Raw genomic sequence first — 18,425 nt, 5'->3', positions numbered from 1 at the left:
AAGATCGTTGACCGACAAAATTCCCGCGACTATTCGCGCGGGAATTCCAGGCCCATTTCGCGGAAGCGCTCGGGATCGTTGCCCCAGTTTTCGCGCACCTTCACGAACAGGAAGAGATGAACCGTCTGTTCGAGGATTTCGGACAGTTCCTTGCGGGAGGCGGTCGAGATCGACTTGATCGCCTCGCCGGCCTTGCCGAGTACGATCTTCTTCTGGCTATCGCGCTCGACGTAGATCACCTGCTCGATACGGACGGAACCATCCTTGCGCTCTTCCCACTTTTCGGTCTCGACATGCGAGGAATAGGGAATCTCCTGATGCAGGCGCAGGAACAGCTTCTCGCGGGTGATTTCGGCCGCAAGCTGGCGCATGGGCAGATCGGAAATCTGGTCCTCGGGATAATACCACGGGCCCTCGGGAAGCGTCTTCGCCAGGTAATCCATGACGTCGTCGCAGCCGGAACCGGTGGTCGCGGAAATCATGAAGGTGCGTTCGAACTTCACCGCCTCGTTGGCGGCGGAAGCAAGCTTCAGGAGATCCTCCGGCTTCACCCGGTCGACCTTGTTGAGCACCAGGATCTTCGGCTGGTGCACGTCCTTCAGCCCTTCGAGGATCGCCTCGGCATCGCCGCGCAGGCCGCGCTCGCTGTCGATCAGGAGAAGGATGAGGTCGGCGTCCTTGGCCCCGCCCCAAGCAGACGTCACCATGGCGCGGTCAAGCTTGCGGCGCGGTTTGAAGATGCCGGGCGTGTCCATGAAGACGATCTGGGCGTTGTCGTGGATCGCGATGCCGCGCATGACCGCGCGGGTCGTCTGAACCTTGTGGCTGACGATCGATACCTTGGCGCCGACGAAGCGGTTCACCAGCGTCGACTTGCCGGCATTCGTCGGACCGATCAGGGCCACAAAGCCGGAATGGGTCGGGTTATCGCCAGCAGCAGCAGCAGCAGTGTCGGCGGAGGTGTTTTCGGGTTCTGTCATCGGTTCCAATCAGCCTGCGTCAGTGGCTTTCTGCCAGACGCCTTCGCGTTCGAGAAGCCTCGTTGCGGCCACCTGCTCGGCGGCGCGTTTCGAGCGCTCGGTTCCAGTCTCCGGCGCAACGCCGGGAATTTCGACGATCACCGTGAAGCGGGGATCATGATCCGGTCCGGAGCGTTCCGCAATCCGGTAACTCGGAGTAACCGCATGCCTTGCATGCGCCCATTCCTGCAATTCGGTCTTGGCGTCGCGTCGCGCGCCATCGGCGCGAGTGGCGCGGCTCTGCCAGAAGCGCAGGATGAACTCGCGTGCGGCTTCCAGCCCGGCGTCCAGATAGATCGCAGCGATCAGACTCTCGACCACATCGGCGCGAACGTTCAGCATATGCTTGCCGGTCAGTTTCTTGACGTCGGCGCCAGTGCGAATGAAGCGATGCAGTTCGAGCTGGTCGGCAATCTCGGCGCAGGCCTCGGCGCTGACCAGCTGGTTGAAGCGCACGGAAAGTTCACCCTCGGAGGCGGTCTTGTAGGTCTTGAAGAGAAGCTCGGCAACGCAGAGGCCGAGCACGCGGTCGCCCAGGAATTCAAGGCGCTCGTAATCGCCTCCCTTCGCACCGGCCTTGGCGCTCGAATGAGTGAGTGCCCTGTCAAGACGCTCCTTCTCGGCAAAGCGATGACCGATTGCGGTTTCGAGCCACGACCGGTCGTCTTCAGTCAGGCCTTTCGGCTTTTTCATTCAACCACCTTGAACAGACGGTCCCAACGCATGTTGGACGGCCACTTCCAGATTTCGCGGAACGAGGTGTCGTTGCCGAGCGAGAAGAAGATGACGGACGCCTTGCCGATCAGGTTTTCAGCCGGCACGAAGCCAACGTCGAAACGGCTGTCGAGCGAGTTGTCGCGGTTGTCGCCCATCATGAAGTAATGGCCTTCCGGGACGATGAATTCGCGGGTGTTGTCACCGCGGGAATCCGGGGACTGGTCCAGCGTGTCATAGGTGACGCCGTTGTCCATCGTTTCGCGGAACACGGGAACGTCGGTGCCCGGATCAAGGCGGTAATCGGAGGTGAAGCTGCCATCAGGCTCCTTAGGAACCGGCTTGCCATTGATGTTGAGCACACCATTGATGACCTGGATATGATCGCCCGGCAGGCCGACCAGACGCTTGATGTAATCGATCTGCGGGTTCGGCGGGAAGCGGAAGACCACGATATCGCCGCGCTTCGGTTCGCTGGCGAAGATGCGGCCTTCGAAGAGGTCCGGCGAGAAGGGAAGCGAATACTTCGAATAGCCGTAGGAGAACTTGTTGACGAAGATATAGTCGCCCACCAAAAGCGTCGGCATCATGGAGCCGGACGGAATGGTGAAGGGCTGGAACAACACGGTGCGGATCACCATGGCCAGCAGAAGCGCCTGGATAACGACCTTGATGTTCTCCCAGAGGGCACTCTGCTTCTTGTCTGCTCGATCGGTCACGCCGTCTCTTCCTTCTCTGAAATCCTGCACTGTCTAGACGTTTCGGGCGTCCGCGGCAACGGCGCAGGAACGCATTTGGCAGCCCATTCGGGCTCAACCATGGCCGGGTAAGGCCTCGATAATCACAAAAGCCTGAGCCAGAGGATGGTCGTCGGTGATCGTCAGGTGGATCACTGCATGATGGCCAGGTGGCAGCATGCTCTGCAATCGAACCGCGGCACCGCCGGTCAGCTGCATGGTCGGCTTGCCCGAGGGCAGATTGACGACACCCATGTCCTTCCAGAACACGCCCTGCGCCATGCCGGTCCCGAGCGCCTTCGACATTGCTTCCTTCGCAGCGAAGCGCTTGGCGTAGGAAGCCGCCCGGTTCTTGCGGCCGTCAGACTTGCGTCGCTCGATATCGGTAAAACAGCGGTTGGTGAAGCGTTCGCCGAAACGTTCGAGCGATTGCTCGACGCGGCGGATATCGATGAGGTCGCTGCCAATGCCGATGATCATGGTTTTCCTTGCCCTACAACGCCGACATCAAGCGCTCACGCCGCCATCAATCGCCTCGGCGAGACGGGTTCTGGCGCGGAGCGAAAGCCTCGCGCGGCGGCGAGACTGAAAACCACTTACTGCATAGAAGGTCAGACCATAGACAACAAATCCCGTCACCAGCGCCGGTGGGATGGCGCCGATCAGCATCGGTTCAAGCACCGGCCGCCACAACTGCGACAGTTCGAAATTGCTGAAGAGATGATGGAGGTCGATGTGACGTCCAATACTGGCGTCACCTCCGCCAAGGATCAGCGTCCCGATTTCCCAGGTCGCTGCCCAGATGAAGGGGAAGGTCAGCGGATTGCCGAAGGCTGTGCCAAGCGCCGCGGCAACCATGTCTCCAGCGATGACATAAGCCAGGGCGAAGGAAACAATGAAATGCAGGCCGATGAAAGGCGTCCAGGACGATGCGATGCCTGCAGCGAAACCGGCAGCGACCGCATGCGGCGATGCCGCGAGGCGGACGATACGCATACGAAAATACTGGAACGGGCGCGAAAAGCCCTTTGGCGACCAGAAGAGGGCGCGCAACCTTTCGGCTAATCCTGCGGGTTTACGTCGGCGAAACAGCATGGGGGCACATGTAATCGAGAGCCCCGGTGTCTACAAGACTGGCCGAGAGCCTGTTTATATTCGCCATCGCTCCCGGCGAAAATAAGGCGCAGGGCAAGCCGCCGCGCGCCTTCGGACGGCATGTCGGCTTAGAAGCCGCGACGGAACATGCCGCGATCGATCTGACGCTGGCGGAACTCCAGGTCGACCATGTCACGAGCGCCGTTCAGGTATGCCATTTCGCGATCAGCAACGCTCGGTACGCGAAGAGCCTTGGCCAGCTTACGGATAGGTTCAAACATTTCTCTGTCCTCGTTCTTTCTCTCTTATGTGAGGACAATGTAATTGTGCGGCGCAAAAACCACCAGTTCCGATAAATAGCCCCAGCCATGCATTAAATGCATACCATGCGCTTCAATTGACCAATGAGTGCCCATATCGGAGGCATTTTGTCGCACAAGCGCATAACCGGCGGGCAAAATTTGCCCGCGCACCGGCGACCGACGATGGCATGGTTACCGCTTTGCTAACGCCGACATCCGTCAGTCGTAGACTCGCCTTGTCGTGGAAATGCAGTCGAGAGCCTTCAGTTCGGAAATCAACTGATTCAATTGACGCAAGTCCCATACCTCGAGATCGATCGCCATTTCGGTGAAATCGGTCGCGACTCTTGTCATGCTGAGAGTGCGGATGTTGATATCGAGGCGGGCAATCGTCTGGGCGACGGTTGCGAGCGTTCCCGGCTCGTTCAGGGCATTGATCATGATGCGGGCAACGAAGCGTGACTTGTTCGCCTCGTCGAGATCCCAGCGCACATCGATCCAGCGCTCGGGTTCTTCGTCGAAGCGCTGCAGGCTCGATGCCTGGATCGGGTAGATGGTAATGCCCTTGCCATCTTCCATGATGCCGACGATGCGGTCGCCAGGAACAGCCCCGGCTGGTGCGAAATGCACCTCCGCATTGCCCGAGAGGCCTCGGATCGGCAGCGGTTCCGGCCCCTCGGCCGTATCGCCACCCTCCGCGGGACGTGCCTTTCCGGGTATCTTGAACACCATGCCGTTCGCCGTGCTCATGGCGAACCAGCCCTCGTCGCTCGACGGCTTCACCGTGACACGCTCGTCCTGATAATCGGGATAGACGGCACGCAGGACGTCGAGCGAGGAGATTTCACCGCGACCGACAGCGGCGATGGCATCCTCGACATCGCGCTGCCCGAGACGATGCAGCACCGGCCGCAGGCCGTCACGCGAAAACACCTTGCCGGCGCGCTCGAAGGTGCGCTCGAGAATACGATAGCCGAGGCCGGAATACTGCTTGCGGATCGCCATGCGGGTCGCCCGGCGGATGGCCGCACGGGCCTTGCCGGTAACCACGATCTCTTCCCAGGCAGCGGGCGGCACCTGCACGCCGGAGCGGATGATTTCAACCTCATCCCCGTTCGACAGCCGCGTGACCAGCGGCATGATCGAACCGTTGATCTTGGCGCCGACACAGGTATCGCCAATGTTCGTATGAACGGCATAGGCGAAGTCGATCGGGGTCGCTCCGCGCGGCAGCGCGATCAGCTTGCCCTTCGGCGTGAAGCAGAACACCTGATCCTGGAAAAGTTCGAGCTTGGTATGCTCGAGGAATTCTTCCGGATTGTCGCCTTCCGCCAGCGCCTCGATGGTGTGACGCAGCCAGGAATAGGCGTTGCTCTCGCGCGACAGGAGCTCACCCGGCTCGCCGTTTTCGCCATCCTTGTAGAGCGCATGGGCGGCGATACCGAATTCCGCGATCTCGTGCATGCGGCGCGTGCGGATCTGCAGTTCGATACGCTGGCGCGACGGACCGACGATCGTGGTGTGGATAGAGCGGTAGTCGTTCTGTTTCGGGGTAGAGATGTAATCCTTGAAGCGACCGGGAACCACGCGCCAACGGGAATGCACGATACCGAGCGCGCGATAGCAGCCGGGGATATCGTCTACCAGAATGCGGAAGCCGTAGACATCGGAGAGCTGTTCGAAGGAAAGCGACTTCGACTGCATCTTGCGGAAGACCGAATAGGGCTTCTTCTGCCGTCCCTTGACGGACGCCTTGACGAGGCCGTTGGCGACCAGCAGTTCGCGCAGTTCGTCCTCGATCTTCTTGATCAGGCCTTCATTGCGCTGGGAAAGCTCGGCCAGCCGTTGCGTGACAGTCTCGTAGGCTTCCGGATTGATATAGCGGAAGGACAGATCCTCCAGCTCGTCGCGCATGTCCTGCATACCCATGCGGCCGGCGAGCGGCGCATAGATTTCCATCGTCTCTTCGGAAATGCGGGCGCGCTTGTCGTCGCGCATATGCTCGAGCGTGCGCATGTTGTGCAGACGGTCGGCAAGTTTGACCAGCAGGACCCGCACGTCATCGGAAATGGCAAGCAGCAGCTTGCGCAGGTTTTCGGCCTGCTTCGCCTTTTTAGTGACGAGGTCGAGCTTCTTGAGCTTGGTCAGCCCCTCGACCAGCCGGCCGATATCCTCGCCGAACAGCTCGTCGATTTCCGCGCGGGTCGCGGTGGTGTCCTCGATCGTGTCATGCAGCAGCGCGACCGCGATGGTCGACTCATCGAGATGCATGTCGGTGAGGATCGCGGCGACTTCGAGCGGATGCGAGATGTAGGGATCGCCGCTGGCGCGCTTCTGCTTGCCATGTTTCTGCATGGCATAGACATAGGCCTTGTTGAGGAGGGCTTCGTTGGCATCGGGCTTGTACTTCTGAACCCGCTCAACGAGCTCGTATTGCCTCATCATGCAAAGCTGCTCCACAAAAGAAAAGCGCGCCAATCAGCACGATTGGCGCACGTCACTACATTCTAACCGTCAGAATATGACGGAATAAATTGACGATTAGTAATCGTCGCTCTTTTCCGGCGGAACGAGGCCTTCGATGCCGGCCAGCAATTCTTCTTCCGACATCTGGTCAAAAGTAAGGGTTTCCGGCAGTTCGTCCTCGTCGTCGCCCTTTGCTGCGGCAACGGCGTTGGAGATCATGGAACCGGCTTCCTGCTCGGGCTCGTCAACCTCAACATGTTTCTGCAGCGAGTGGATCAGGTCTTCCTTGAGATCGTCGGGCGAGAGGGTTTCGTCGGCGATTTCGCGCAGAGCCACGACCGGGTTCTTGTCCTTGTCGCGGTCTACAGTGATCGGTGCGCCCTGCGAGATCTGGCGCGCGCGGTGGCTTGCGAGCAGCACGAGCTCGAAGCGGTTGTCTACTTTGTCGATGCAATCTTCAACGGTGACGCGGGCCATTGCCTGTCCTTTGCGGTCGTGAACTTTTCAGGAATTAACAGCCCGATACAGCCAATGGAAGGCAAATTCAAGTTTTTCGTCACCACGGCGTCCTCCCCGAAGTGCCGAGGACAAAAAAAGCACGGCTCATTACGGACATTTCAACCTAGGCGTGCTTGGAATATTGCGAATCGTGCCCTAAATCATTCTTATATGAATAGTTCATAATTTACAGGGACTATCCATTGGCGTGCAGGCAAGGTTCTGTTTTGATTATCTTTTGCCAGATAACTCATATTCCTCTTCAAGGATAATTGCGCGATGTTCGACCCACGGGAAAAAATAGCTCTCTTCATCGATGGCGCGAACCTCTACGCAGCCTCGAAGAGCTTGGGCTTTGACATTGACTATCGCAAATTGCTCAAGGCGTTTCAGAAGCGCGGTTATCTCCTCAGAGCATATTACTACACCGCCCTGATCGAGGATCAGGAATATTCTTCCATTCGTCCCCTGATCGACTGGCTCGACTATAACGGCTACAAGGTCGTCACCAAGCCCGCCAAGGAATTCACGGATTCCATGGGCCGCCGCAAGGTGAAGGGCAACATGGATATCGAACTGGCCATCGATGCGATGGAACAGTCCGAGACTGTCGACCATCTGGTGATCTTCTCCGGCGATGGCGACTTCACCACGCTTGTCGAAGCCCTTCAACGCAAGGGACGCAAGGTTTCCGTGGTTTCCACCATGGCCACCCAGCCGCCGATGATCGCCGACGACCTGCGCCGTCAGGCCGACTATTTCATCGATCTCGTTTCGCTCAAGGGCGAAATCGGAAGAGACCCGAGCGAACGCCCGCAGCGCCCCCTGGAACCCCTTCCCGCCTCTGACGCGGAATAAGATCCGAGCCGACCGCGGCACCCATCGACCACAATCGCTTCAGCGGCGTGCTTGTCCGGCTTCGGCCGGTGTCGATGGCGGCTGAAAATTGATAAAATTCAATAATTGGTAAATCCAACATTGCTCTGGACGCGAATAAAGGTGTCCAGAGCAAGCATTGTCGCAGTTTTGCGACAGTTTTTTCCAAATCGCTTTGGGCTTAACTATTATCATTCCATTAAGGCATTCGGGCTAAATTCATCATGCGGCATTGATTGGACACCGCATATTCATGCATGCAGCACTTCAGTTTAACCGGGCAGAACGCAACCTTCCAACGTCCGGTGTTTCTCTCGTACATTATAGGCTTGAACATGGGCAGCTTTCGCCGGGACCCGTCCCAACTGAACGACCGATTGAATTTTCTCGATCTGGGCGCCAAACAGAAAGACACACTCGCTGCCCTGAAGCCCGTGATCGAGTCCGCCATCGGCCCGGCACTCGATGAATTCTACCGTCGTGCGAAGGCTCATCCCGATACTGCACGCTTCTTTTCCAGTGAAGCCCACATCCAGCATGCCAAGAGCAGGCAGGAAAGCCATTGGGCACTGATCTCTTCCGGCCGTTTCGATGACGGTTACGTCGATGCCGTCTCGGCGATCGGTCGCACTCATGCGCGGCTTGGCCTGGAACCACGGTGGTATATCGGCGGCTACGCCCTGATCCTGGACGGGATCATCGAGCGCGTCATCAGCGACGAGCTCAACGGTTTCGGCCAGTCCCGCAAGGCAAAACGTCTCGCCGCCAATGTTAGCGCGATCATGAAGGCCGCGATGCTGGACATGGATTACTCCATTTCCGTCTATCTCGAAGCCCTTGCCGACGAGCGCGCCCGCGCCGAAGAAGAGCGCAACCGCCTCGAAGCAGAGCAGGAGGATGCGCTGAAGGCGCTCGACAACGCCCTCGAGCATCTCAGCTCCGGCGACCTGACGGCGACGATCGAACACGATCTTGCCCCCAAGTTCGACGGTCTGCGGATCAACTACAATAAGGCCATCTCGTCGCTTGCCAACGCATTCGGTGAAATCGTTCAGGAAGCGGACCGCGTCACCTCCAACAGCCGCGAGCTGACCGCCGCCACCGACGACATGGCAAAACGCACAGAACAGCAGGCGGCGGCGCTCGAACAGACCGCCGCGGCGCTGGAGGAAATCACCACCGTTTCAAAGCAGGCCGCGACGCGGACCCAGGAAGCCCGCAGTGCGGCCCGGGCATCAGCCGAAGAGGCCGTCCGCTCCGGCGAGATCGTTTCGGAAGCCGTGGAAGCCATGGGCGACATCGAGGAATCCTCGCGCAAGATCACCCATATCATCAGCGTGATCGACGAAATCTCCTTCCAGACCAACCTTCTGGCGCTCAATGCCGGTGTCGAGGCTGCACGCGCAGGAGAAAGCGGCCGCGGCTTTGCGGTCGTCGCCCAGGAAGTGCGCGAACTCGCCCAGCGTTCGGCCGCTGCCGCCAAGGAAATCAAGACACTGATCGACCGTTCGTCGCAGGACGTCGCACGTGGCGTTTCGCTGGTGAACCGCACCGGCGATGCGTTGAAAACCATCGGCGAGCAAGTCCATGCGATCAACGAGCACATCGCCGCCATCGCCACATCCTCGCAGGAGCAGTCCACCGGGATCGCCGAGATCAATACCGCGATCACCAGCATGGACCGCATGACCCAGCAGAACGCCGCCATGGTCGAGGAGACCAATGCGTCGACTCATACGCTGATGGATGTCTCCACTCATCTGACGCGGCTGGTTTCCCGCTTCTCGGTCTCACGCTCCTATCGCGCGTCGTCAACCTCGTCCGAATATCGCCCGCGTTACGCAGCCTGATCGACAGTGCGCGACCGCGCATTTTTGAAAAGCATTCCCCTGCCGCCCGAAAAAGACATCCATGCTCTTTTTTTGGCGGCAGTGATTCTCCGGTCGGGATAAAACAATGTCATGTTGTTCACTCGCCCTACCGATGAAGTTCTCTATGACGCGCTGATCGCCCGCGATCCGGCGTATGACGGTTTCGCCTATGTCTGCGTCACCTCCACACGCATCTTTTGCCGGCTGACCTGCCCTGCCCGAAAGCCGAAGCGGGAAAACTGCATTTTCCAGGACAATATCGCGGCCTGCCTCGAGGCAGGCTTTCGTCCCTGCAAGCGCTGCCGTCCGCTGCTCAAATACAAGGATCAGGATCCGACCGTCAGCGCCTTGCTCGACGCTCTGGAAAAGGAGCCGGCGCGACGCTGGCGCGAGGATGACCTGAGGGCCGCAGGATATGATCTCTCGACCGTGCGCCGCGCCTTCAAGCGCCAGTTCGGCATGAGCTTCCTCGAAATGGCGCGTCTGCGGCGGGTCGGTCAGGCTGCCGAAATGCTCGCCGAAGGCGGTCGGGTCATTGATGCGCAGATCGATGCCGGTTTCGAGTCGGGCAGCGGCTTTCGTGCCGCCATCAACGCGCTCGTCGGCGAAGCCCCGGCAGCGCTTCGTGGCCAGACGCTGCTCAAGGCCGACTGGATCGAAACGCCGCTCGGCCCGATGATGGCGATCGTCGATGATCACGCGCTGCACCTTCTGGAATTTGCCGACCGCCCCGCTTTGCCAAACGAAATCCGTCGCCTGAAGGAAAGTTCGCGCATGTCCATTGCCAGCGGACGTACGCCTGTGACGGACATGCTAGCCGCAACGCTTGATCGCTATTTCTCCGGGCTGAGTTCTGAATTCGGCATCCGCATTGCCGGTCATGGAACAGGGTTCGAACGTGACGTATGGACCGCTCTGCAGGCAATCCCCGCGGGCGAGACGATGAGCTATTCCGAACTCGCCAAAAAGATGGGCCGCGATTCTGCCGTTCGCGCCGTGGCGCGGGCCAACGGAGCAAACCAGATCGCCATACTCATTCCCTGCCACCGTGTCTTGGGCGCCGATGGAAGCCTGACCGGTTACGGCGGTGGCCTCTGGCGCAAGCGCTGGCTGATCGAGCACGAGCGGCGTATGGCCGCAGCCCGCGAAAGTTCTGTTGCTGGTTGAAGCCTTCTGTACTCCCCTACAAAATTCGGACCAACCGGCAGAGCAAACGGATAACATACTCCCTGCCCTGCCATTCCGGTCGTTCCAGCGGATCGGCAAGCGGATGCTGTTCAAACCGGCGTGTCCTTGCCGCCTGAAAGAGCAGAACCCAATTGAGCCGCATGGCGTTTTCCTCCAGACTGTTGTCGTCACTCCCTGTTAAGCCTTTGGTTTTTCGGGGTGTAGATGCAGGAATGAACGGAGTATTTCAGCCATGAAAGACGAGAACTGGGATGATCTCAGGCTTTTCCTGCAGGTGGCGCAGGCAGGCGGACTCGTTGGTGCGGCCGAACGCACGGGCATCAGCGCGCCCACGATCGGCCGCCGGATGCTGGCTCTCGAAAGGGCGACCGGCCACAGTCTCTTCATCCGTCACAGCAAGGGTTATGGCTTGGCGCCAGACGGCGAAGTCCTGCTGCAGCATGTGCAGAGAATGGAGGCGGAAGCTGTCGCCATCCGTCGCTGGAATGAGAACGGCTATTGCCTGCCCATCGTCTCTGTCGCCAGCAACAGCTGGCTGTCGATGTTCCTCGCTCGGCATCTGTCCGCGATCTGGAGCCCGCAGGATCCCTTCCGGCTCTGCATCAAGGCAAGCGATGCCGGGGTGGACCTGATTTTCCGCGAAGCCGAAATCGAACTCACGCACCAGCGACCTGCCGCCGGCAATCTGGCGGCGCGTCAGTCCGTCCGCATCTGCTACGCCGCCTATGCAAAGCGGGAAGTTGCGGAAGAGGATCAGGAAAGATGGGTTTCGATCGGCCGCGAACAGGCGACAGCTCCTGCCGACAAGTGGATTTCCCGCCAGCCTGACAAGTGGATCAGCATCTGGACCACGACGCCGCCTGCCCTTCTGGAACTGGTTCGCTCAGGCGGCGGCAGGGCAATCCTGCCCTGTTTTATCGGCGAACGGGAAGACGGATTAGTCAGGATCGGGGAGCCTGTCACGGCGCTGACAGCTGATCTATGGATCACCATGCATGACGACGACCGCAGCCGGCCGGAGGTTCGCCTGATGATCGACAGGCTGGCAAAACTACTTCAAACCCACTCGGCACTCTTTACCGGGCCGGAGCCAGCCGCAGCAGCGGAGTGAATTCGCCACAAGGGGGATAACACGTGAACCTCCCGAATTTGGAAGGGATTGAAAAGCCTTGGCTTCGTGAGGGTTTTAAGAGCCCTGCAATGCCTAGACCGGCGGTGAGGAGCGCCATCCGGCCCTGATTATTGGCAACTTGCGGGAAATAAATCAGCCGCCGGTCTTGAGAAGACGTGACTTCTGGCGATTCCAGTCCCGTTCCTTCGACGTCTCGCGCTTGTCGTGCAGTTTCTTGCCCTTGGCGAGTGCCAGTTCCAGCTTCGCTCTGCCCTTCTCGTTGAAGTAGATCTTCAACGGCACGAGCGTCATGCCTTCGCGATTGATGGCCGCGCGCATGCGGTTGATCTCGCGCTTGTTCAACAGCAGCTTGCGGCGGCGGCGGGTCTCATGGTTGAAGCGATTGGCCTGCAGGTATTCCGGCAGGTAGGAATTGATCAGCCAGATCTCGTCCCCTTCGTCCGAGGCGTAGGATTCCGCGATATTCGCCTTGCCTTCACGCAACGACTTGACCTCGGTGCCGGTCAGGACAAGACCGGCCTCGTAGGTGTCAAGGATCTCGTAATTGAAGCGGGCCTTGCGGTTTTCCGCAACGACCTTGTTAACGACGCGTTGGCTGCCTCGGGGTGCCATGATGAAAAGTCCGTTCCGCCCGGGATGCTTGTTATCGTGCGGACGGCGGGCATCCCGTCCGGCTCTTGTCGTCTCTATGTAATATAGCGATCGCCGGAAGGGAAGAAGCCGGGCGGTGGGTGCCCGGTTCGTCGGTCAGTTGATCAGGCCGGCATGCACCAGCGCCGCGTCAATCGCGGCTTCGGTCGCGGGCTCCAGCGTCGGCAAGAGAGGCAGGCGCACGTTACGGCTCATCCGGCCCAGCCTGGACAGCGCATATTTGACCCCACACAGGCCAGGCTCCATGAAGATCGCCTTGTGCAGCGGCATCAGGCGATCCTGATAGGCAAGCGCCGTCCTGTAATCGCCGGCAAGCGTCGCCGCCTGGAATTCGGCACAGAGCTTCGGCGCAGCATTCGCCGTGACCGAAATGCAGCCGACGCCGCCATGGGCATTGAAGCCGAGAGCCGTCCCATCCTCGCCGGAAAGCTGGATGAAATCAGGGCCACAGGTGATGCGCTGGTCGGAAACGCGCTCGAGCTTGCCCGTCGCATCCTTCACGCCCACGATGTTCTTGTGTGCCTTCGCCAGCGCTCCCATGGTTTCGGGCGACATGTCGATCACCGAACGACCGGGGATGTTGTAGATGAATATCGGCAGCTTCACCGTTTCGGCAATGGCAGAGAAATGGGCGAACAGGCCCTTCTGCGTGGGTTTGTTATAATAAGGAGTGACGACCAGCAGGGCATCCGCACCGACGCCTTCAGCATGAAGGGCCAGTTCGACCGCTTCCCGGGTGTTGTTCGAGCCAGCGCCGGCGATGACGGGCACGCGCTTGGCCGCCACCTCGACACAGAGTTCCACGACCCGTTTGTGCTCGCCATGGGAAAGGGTCGGAGATTCACCGGTGGTGCCGACCGGCACGAGGCCGGTGCTTCCCTCGGCGATCTGCCATTCCACATGGGCGGCAAAGACGGCTTCGTCAACGGCGCCCGTATCGGTGAACGGCGTGACGAGAGCGGGAATGGATCCCTGGAACATACAATAGACTCCTGACGGCCCGCGCTCACGCTTCGGCCGTATTCCTCGATTAAGACGCCGGCACATTACTTTGCAGAATGAAGCGCGACAAGCGGAACGCTGACGGTTTTGTGACGGATTTAGAGTAGCGGAACATCGAATTTCTGGCTTTTCGGAAAGGTTTCGTTAATTTGCCGGATGGCTAATGGATGCGATACACAGTGTTCCATGAGTAGCGGGATGAGACGGGTCGGACTTTCGATATCCATCTTCGGACTTGGGCTTGCCGTAATGGCCGGCAACGGCTTCTCTGTGCTTGCCGAATCCATACCCACGCCGTCTCCGAAGCCAGCCCGGCAGGATGTGGCCGCCATCATCCCGCCCTCCTCAGAGGTAACCGGCGCGATCCCGCGCACAGCACGAGTCGGCGCGGCAAATCCTTTGCTCAAGAGCGGTCTCGACGCACTCTCCAACAAGAAGGGTGCCGACGCACTTGCCATCCGCGACCGGATGCCGGAAGGGCTCGACCGACATATGCTCACATGGTCCATCGCCATGTCCGGCCTGCCCGGCATTCCCTCGGCTGAAATCGCAGCCGCACAGAACGAATTGAAGGGATGGCCGGGCCTCGCTGCTTTCCGCGCCAATTCCGAGCGGGCGCTTTATCGTGAAAACCCTAGGGCTGCGGAGGTTCTCTCCGCATTCGGCACCACCGCGCCTGAAACGGCAGAAGGCGCCATCATTCTCGCCCGCGCGCTTGTGGCAAACGGCGACACCGCTGCGGCAACCAAAGTGTTGCGCAAGATATGGCGTGAACAGGCGTTGGACACGTCTCTCGAAGACAAGGTCATCGCCGAGTTCCCGACGCTTCTGACGCCGGCGGACCACAAGGCCCGCATGGATTACCTGATGTATCGGAGCCGGATCAGCCAGGCGAAGCGCTTCTCGAGCCTCGGTCAGGCGCAATCGCTTTATAATGCGTGGGCTGCCGTGCTGAATCGGTCTGCGCAGGCGCCTGCACTGCTCAAGGCAGTGGATGCCAAATGGGCTTCCGATCCGGCGTTCCTTTTTGCCCGCATCGAGAACCTGAGGCGACAGGAAAAATACGAGGACGCGGCCAAGCTGCTGGCGCAGGCACCGCGCGAAACCTCGAAGCTCGTCAACACCACCGAATGGTGGAACGAACAACGGATCGTCGCACGTGGGCTTGCCGATCTCGGCAAGTTCAAGGCCGCCTACCAGATTGTTTCGCGCCATGTCGCCACGGAACCGGTAGATGTGGTGGATGCCGAATTTCATGCCGGCTTCTTCGCGCTGCGCGGCCTGCAAGACGGCCAGACCGCGGCGGGCCACTTCCGCAAGATTCTTCAGGTTTCCGACAAGCCGCTATCTGCATCGCGCGCATGGTACTGGCTCGGCCGCGCCTCCGAGGTGAGCCGGGACGGCAAGGCGCAGGAATATTTCGCCAAGGCGTCCCGTTTCCCGAGCACTTTCTACGGACAATTGGCCAGCGCTCGCGGGACAAGCGGCAGCCTGCAATTTCCCTATCCGCAACCGAGCGCCGAAGAGCGGCAGCGTTTTTCCAATCGCGAGGCGGTGCAGGCGATCGCGCGCTTCGAGGCCGCAGGCCATGGATGGCGTGGCGACAGTCTTTACCGGGCACTCGCGCAGCAACTCGACAGCCCGGGCGAACTGGCGCTGCTTACGTCCAAAGCGGAGAAAGCCGGCAACCACCAGCTATCGCTGCAGATCGGCAAGACGGCCTATGCGCGGGGAATCGACGTGCCGGCGCTCGCCTTCCCGATTGGCGTCATTCCGGCCAATGCCAATATCGAAGGGTCGGGCAAGGCGCTCGCCTATGCCATTGCCCGGCAGGAAAGCGCATTCAATCCTGCCGCGGTTTCCCCCGCCAATGCACGCGGCCTGCTTCAACTTCTGCCGACGACGGCAAAGGGTGTAGCAACACGTCACGGTCTTGCCTATTCGCAGGAAAAGCTGACGAGCGACGCCGGCTACAATGCCACGCTCGGCGCGCACTATCTCGGCGAGCAGATCGACGCCTTCGGCGGCTCCTATATTCTGACCTTCGTCGCCTATAATGCCGGACCGAAGCGCGTGCCCGAGTGGCTCGATCGCTATGGCGATCCGCGCGGACGCCCCATCGACGAGGTGGTCGACTGGATCGAGCGCATCCCTTTCCCCGAGACACGCAATTACGTGCAGCGGGTGATGGAAAACTACCAGATCTACAAGAGCAGGCTCGGCCAGAAGACCGATATCGTTCACGACCTTCGCTACGGCCGCTGAGTGAGCAACGAGCGGTTCGTTTTGGCTTCGGGGTGAACTGACACGCCTCGCGATGCTCAGATTCGCTGAACGCATCTCAACGCCCCGTCCGCCACGTGTCGTTATCGCAAAACCGCCGCACACTTTCGCGAGACATGCTCTAGACTGTCTTTCACCAGTTTGAGGGAGGCTTTGGTGGTAAACGACTACACCGGCGGTTTCGAGAGCCATTACATCCAGGTCGCGGATGGATTGAAGCTTTATGCGCGAATCTACGGTCCGGAAAATGAAGGGTTGCCAATCGTCTGCCTGCCGGGTCTGTCGCGCAATTCCCGCGACTTCCACCAACTTGCGCTTTTGCTCTCAACCCAGCCCCCTGCCCCCTTTCGAGTGATCACCATCGATTCGCGCGGACGCGGTCTTTCCGACCGGGACGAGAACAAGGAACGCTATACGATCCCGACTGAAGCCCAGGATGTGATTGCGATCCTGGATCGCTTCGGCATAGAGCGAGCAATTTTCATCGGGACATCCCGTGGCGGGCTCATCCTGCATATACTGGCGGCTACGCATCCGGAACGATTGGCAGGCGTCGTCCTCAACGATATTGGGCCTGTGATCGAGATCGAGGGGTTGAAACAGATCCAGGATTATCTCGGCAAAGAACGCCGCCCCCGGAATTTCGACGATGCCGCGGCAATCCTCACGGAAACGCACGGTCAGAGCTTTCCTACCCTCTCCGAGGCGGACTGGCGTGACATGGCCGATGCAATCTACCGCGAAATTGATGGAAAACTCGTCGCGGATTTCGATCCGGCAATCGCCGAACAATTTCGCGCCGCCGATCTCAGTCAGCCCCTCCCCGATCTATGGGCGCAATTCGACCTGTTCCGCTCCCTGCCGCTGATGACGATACGAGGGGAAAACTCGAGATTGCTTTCAAAGCAGACATCGGAAGTCATGGCTGAACGACATCCGCACATGCGATTGTTGGCGGCTCCGGGCCAGGGCCACGCCCCTATTCTGCATTTAGCCGACATTCCCTCAGAGATTCAGATATTCCTCGCCGGTATCCACTGAGCCTGGGAAATCCGATGTCTCACTGCCCTGTAAATGGAAGGGTGAGATAAAGGCAGCATTCGACATCTTCGGATACTGAAGCCTTATCCGGTTTAGCGAAGAAGACCTTATGGCTATCCAGCCAGAGAGTCATCCAAAAACCAATGCCCGAAAACGAGAAAAGCCCGGTCTTGCGACCGGGCTTTCCCCATAAGATCAGGAGATCTTATTAGAACGAACGCTGCAGGCGAACGAAGCCTTCCCAAGCGCCGTCAACACCAGCTTCGTCGGTGTCAGCATACTGAACCGAAACCTTGGTCTTCAGTCCTTCAGCGATAGCGTAGTCGAGGGTTACGCCAGCCTTCCAAGCTTCAACGTCGCCGGTGAAGTCGCCGTCTGCGTCAGCAAGACCAGCGTTCCACCAGTACTGGAAGCCGGGGGTCAGGGTCAGCTTGTCGGTGAGCTTAGCTGCGTATTCAGCAGCAACGGTCCACTCTGCCAGGTCGTAGTAAGCGTTTACGCCGGAGGAGTAGATAGCTGCGAGGCCGAGGGTACCCGGGCCGATTTCAGCTTCGACGATAGCGCGGACAGCGCCGTTTTCAGCTGCGAAGTCGTAACCGCCGAGCAAGGTGCCGGTGACCGGACCGAAGGTAGCGGAAACCATGGCTTCGATACCGACGTTGTCGTTGTCGCCGTAGTAGTCGAATGCCGGATCCCAGTCAGCGTAGGTGTCGGTCAGTTCGTCAACGAATACGCCGACCTTGAAGGCGTCAGCAGCATATTCGTAACCGATGGCGTTGATCAGGTTCGAACCGAGGTCGTCGGTTTCGCCGGACAGACCAGCATCCCAGTAGTTGTACATGTAGCCGACCTTGAAGCCGCCAACAGTGATGTAGGCTTCATCAAGCTCGAACGAGCTGTTCGAGTAGTCGCCGTTACCCCAGGACTTGAATGCGAAGTAGGAACCGATCGTGCCGATCTCGGAGTCGTTCTTGGCCTCGATGGAGAGGTAACCACGGGTACGAGCATCCCAGTCGAAGTCGTCGTCGTCGCTCTCAGACCAGTCGAGCTGCGCACGAACGTAACCGCCAACCTTGAGGCAGGTTTCGGTGCCGGGGATGTAGAAGTAGCCGGTGCCGAAAGCGTCGCAAACGCGAACGTATTCAACCGGCTCGGGCTCGGCAGCAACGATAGCGTCAGCAGCCTGAGCGCCGGATACTACTGCGAGAGCAGCAGCGGAGCCGAGAAGAAGGCTCTTGATGTTCATATTGACCTCCAGTCAAGTTTCGTATGGGTCTGGGTTCTTTGGCTGAAGGACAGCATTCCCTGCCCCATCCCCGTCGGTTTCAGAAGACGGACGATCCACCGCCTCGCTTCCGAGATTGAAAATACAAAACGCCGCCCGTCATGCAATCACCAAACAGGAGAAAGGAAGGTTTCCATGTAGCCTTCCCAAAAGGCTGTTGCTGAAAGGACACAAAGTCGCCACCGGACCGACACTTCCGTTTACCCTCTGTTAAGAAAGTCGTTATGAAAGACGGACTTAGAGGGATTTTTGCCGGGAATTGGCG

At 59.3% G+C, this 18,425-nt stretch carries 17 protein-coding genes; 6 read left to right on the top strand and 11 right to left on the bottom strand.

Going from position 1 to position 18,425, the window contains the following annotated elements; all coding sequences use genetic code 11:
* Window positions 1-29: 29 nt before the first annotated feature.
* The 8 genes from era to rpoZ form a co-directional block, all read right to left on the bottom strand.
* Complete coding sequence (gene era / locus NBH21_RS03190) at window positions 30-980, bottom strand: GTPase Era (RefSeq protein ID WP_250912492.1); 951 nt, start codon at window positions 978-980, stop codon at window positions 30-32.
* Window positions 981-989: 9 nt separating this feature from the next.
* Window positions 990-1,712, bottom strand: a complete 723-nt coding sequence (rnc, locus tag NBH21_RS03185; protein ID WP_250912491.1) for a ribonuclease III — start codon at window positions 1,710-1,712, stop codon at window positions 990-992.
* On the bottom strand, window positions 1,709-2,452 hold the full coding sequence (lepB, locus tag NBH21_RS03180; RefSeq protein WP_250912490.1) for a signal peptidase I: 744 nt from the start codon (window positions 2,450-2,452) through the stop codon (window positions 1,709-1,711). Before lepB ends, rnc begins: the two co-directional genes overlap by 4 nt.
* 93 nt (window positions 2,453-2,545) lie before the next feature.
* Window positions 2,546-2,950 carry a holo-ACP synthase gene (acpS, locus tag NBH21_RS03175; protein WP_250912489.1) on the bottom strand — a complete coding sequence of 135 codons (405 nt, stop codon included), beginning with the start codon at window positions 2,948-2,950 and terminating at the stop codon, window positions 2,546-2,548.
* Between the two features lie 27 nt (window positions 2,951-2,977).
* Window positions 2,978-3,565 (bottom strand): DUF2062 domain-containing protein, encoded by a 588-nt coding sequence (locus NBH21_RS03170; RefSeq protein ID WP_250912488.1) that lies wholly within the window; start codon window positions 3,563-3,565, stop codon window positions 2,978-2,980.
* A gap of 128 nt (window positions 3,566-3,693) precedes the next feature.
* Window positions 3,694-3,846 carry a DUF3563 family protein gene (locus NBH21_RS03165; RefSeq protein ID WP_099057250.1) on the bottom strand — a complete coding sequence of 51 codons (153 nt, stop codon included), beginning with the start codon at window positions 3,844-3,846 and terminating at the stop codon, window positions 3,694-3,696.
* Between the two features lie 240 nt (window positions 3,847-4,086).
* Window positions 4,087-6,312, bottom strand: a complete 2,226-nt coding sequence (locus NBH21_RS03160) for a RelA/SpoT family protein (RefSeq protein WP_250912487.1) — start codon at window positions 6,310-6,312, stop codon at window positions 4,087-4,089.
* 96 nt (window positions 6,313-6,408) lie between these two features.
* Window positions 6,409-6,810: a DNA-directed RNA polymerase subunit omega gene (rpoZ, locus tag NBH21_RS03155; protein WP_250912486.1), complete on the bottom strand. Its 402-nt coding sequence runs from the start codon at window positions 6,808-6,810 to the stop codon at window positions 6,409-6,411.
* Window positions 6,811-7,110: 300 nt separating this feature from the next.
* On the opposite strand from rpoZ, the gene NBH21_RS03150 reads away from it, so the two are divergent.
* The 4 genes from NBH21_RS03150 to NBH21_RS03135 all read left to right on the top strand — a co-directional run bounded on the left by NBH21_RS03150 (window position 7,111) and on the right by NBH21_RS03135 (window position 11,877).
* On the top strand, window positions 7,111-7,689 hold the full coding sequence (locus NBH21_RS03150; RefSeq protein ID WP_250912485.1) for a LabA-like NYN domain-containing protein: 579 nt from the start codon (window positions 7,111-7,113) through the stop codon (window positions 7,687-7,689).
* Window positions 7,690-8,042: 353 nt separating this feature from the next.
* The gene (locus NBH21_RS03145; RefSeq protein WP_250912484.1) at window positions 8,043-9,557 is read left to right on the top strand and encodes a globin-coupled sensor protein; all 1,515 of its coding nucleotides are present in this window, start codon (window positions 8,043-8,045) and stop codon (window positions 9,555-9,557) included.
* A 111-nt stretch (window positions 9,558-9,668) separates the two neighbouring features.
* Complete coding sequence (locus NBH21_RS03140) at window positions 9,669-10,745, top strand: bifunctional transcriptional activator/DNA repair enzyme AdaA (RefSeq protein WP_250912483.1); 1,077 nt, start codon at window positions 9,669-9,671, stop codon at window positions 10,743-10,745.
* Between the two features lie 253 nt (window positions 10,746-10,998).
* Window positions 10,999-11,877, top strand: coding sequence for a LysR family transcriptional regulator (locus NBH21_RS03135; RefSeq protein ID WP_250912482.1), 879 nt, complete (start codon window positions 10,999-11,001; stop codon window positions 11,875-11,877).
* A 153-nt stretch (window positions 11,878-12,030) separates the two neighbouring features.
* Here NBH21_RS03135 and smpB read toward each other — a convergent pair whose 3' ends face one another.
* Both smpB and dapA read right to left on the bottom strand, forming a co-directional pair.
* Window positions 12,031-12,510, bottom strand: coding sequence for an SsrA-binding protein SmpB (smpB, locus tag NBH21_RS03130; RefSeq protein ID WP_163904416.1), 480 nt, complete (start codon window positions 12,508-12,510; stop codon window positions 12,031-12,033).
* 135 nt (window positions 12,511-12,645) lie between these two features.
* Entirely contained in the window at window positions 12,646-13,530 is an 885-nt protein-coding gene (gene dapA, locus NBH21_RS03125) for a 4-hydroxy-tetrahydrodipicolinate synthase (RefSeq protein ID WP_250912481.1), read from the bottom strand.
* A gap of 219 nt (window positions 13,531-13,749) precedes the next feature.
* Here dapA and NBH21_RS03120 point away from each other — a divergent pair, with 219 nt between their 5' ends.
* Entirely contained in the window at window positions 13,750-15,816 is a 2,067-nt protein-coding gene (locus NBH21_RS03120; RefSeq protein ID WP_250912480.1) for a lytic transglycosylase domain-containing protein, read from the top strand.
* A gap of 174 nt (window positions 15,817-15,990) precedes the next feature.
* On the top strand, window positions 15,991-16,875 hold the full coding sequence (locus tag NBH21_RS03115) for an alpha/beta fold hydrolase (RefSeq protein WP_250912479.1): 885 nt from the start codon (window positions 15,991-15,993) through the stop codon (window positions 16,873-16,875).
* 208 nt (window positions 16,876-17,083) lie between these two features.
* Here the strand turns inward: NBH21_RS03115 and NBH21_RS03110 are convergent, their stop codons facing one another.
* Window positions 17,084-18,121 (bottom strand): porin, encoded by a 1,038-nt coding sequence (locus NBH21_RS03110; RefSeq protein ID WP_250912478.1) that lies wholly within the window; start codon window positions 18,119-18,121, stop codon window positions 17,084-17,086.
* Window positions 18,122-18,425 lie beyond the last annotated feature (304 nt).

The organism is Ciceribacter sichuanensis, from assembly GCF_024055605.1.
GTDB classification, from domain to species: domain Bacteria; phylum Pseudomonadota; class Alphaproteobacteria; order Rhizobiales; family Rhizobiaceae; genus Allorhizobium; species Allorhizobium sichuanense.
Note: the sequence above shows the minus strand (reverse complement) of the source record. Positions and strands in the feature narration are given on the sequence as shown.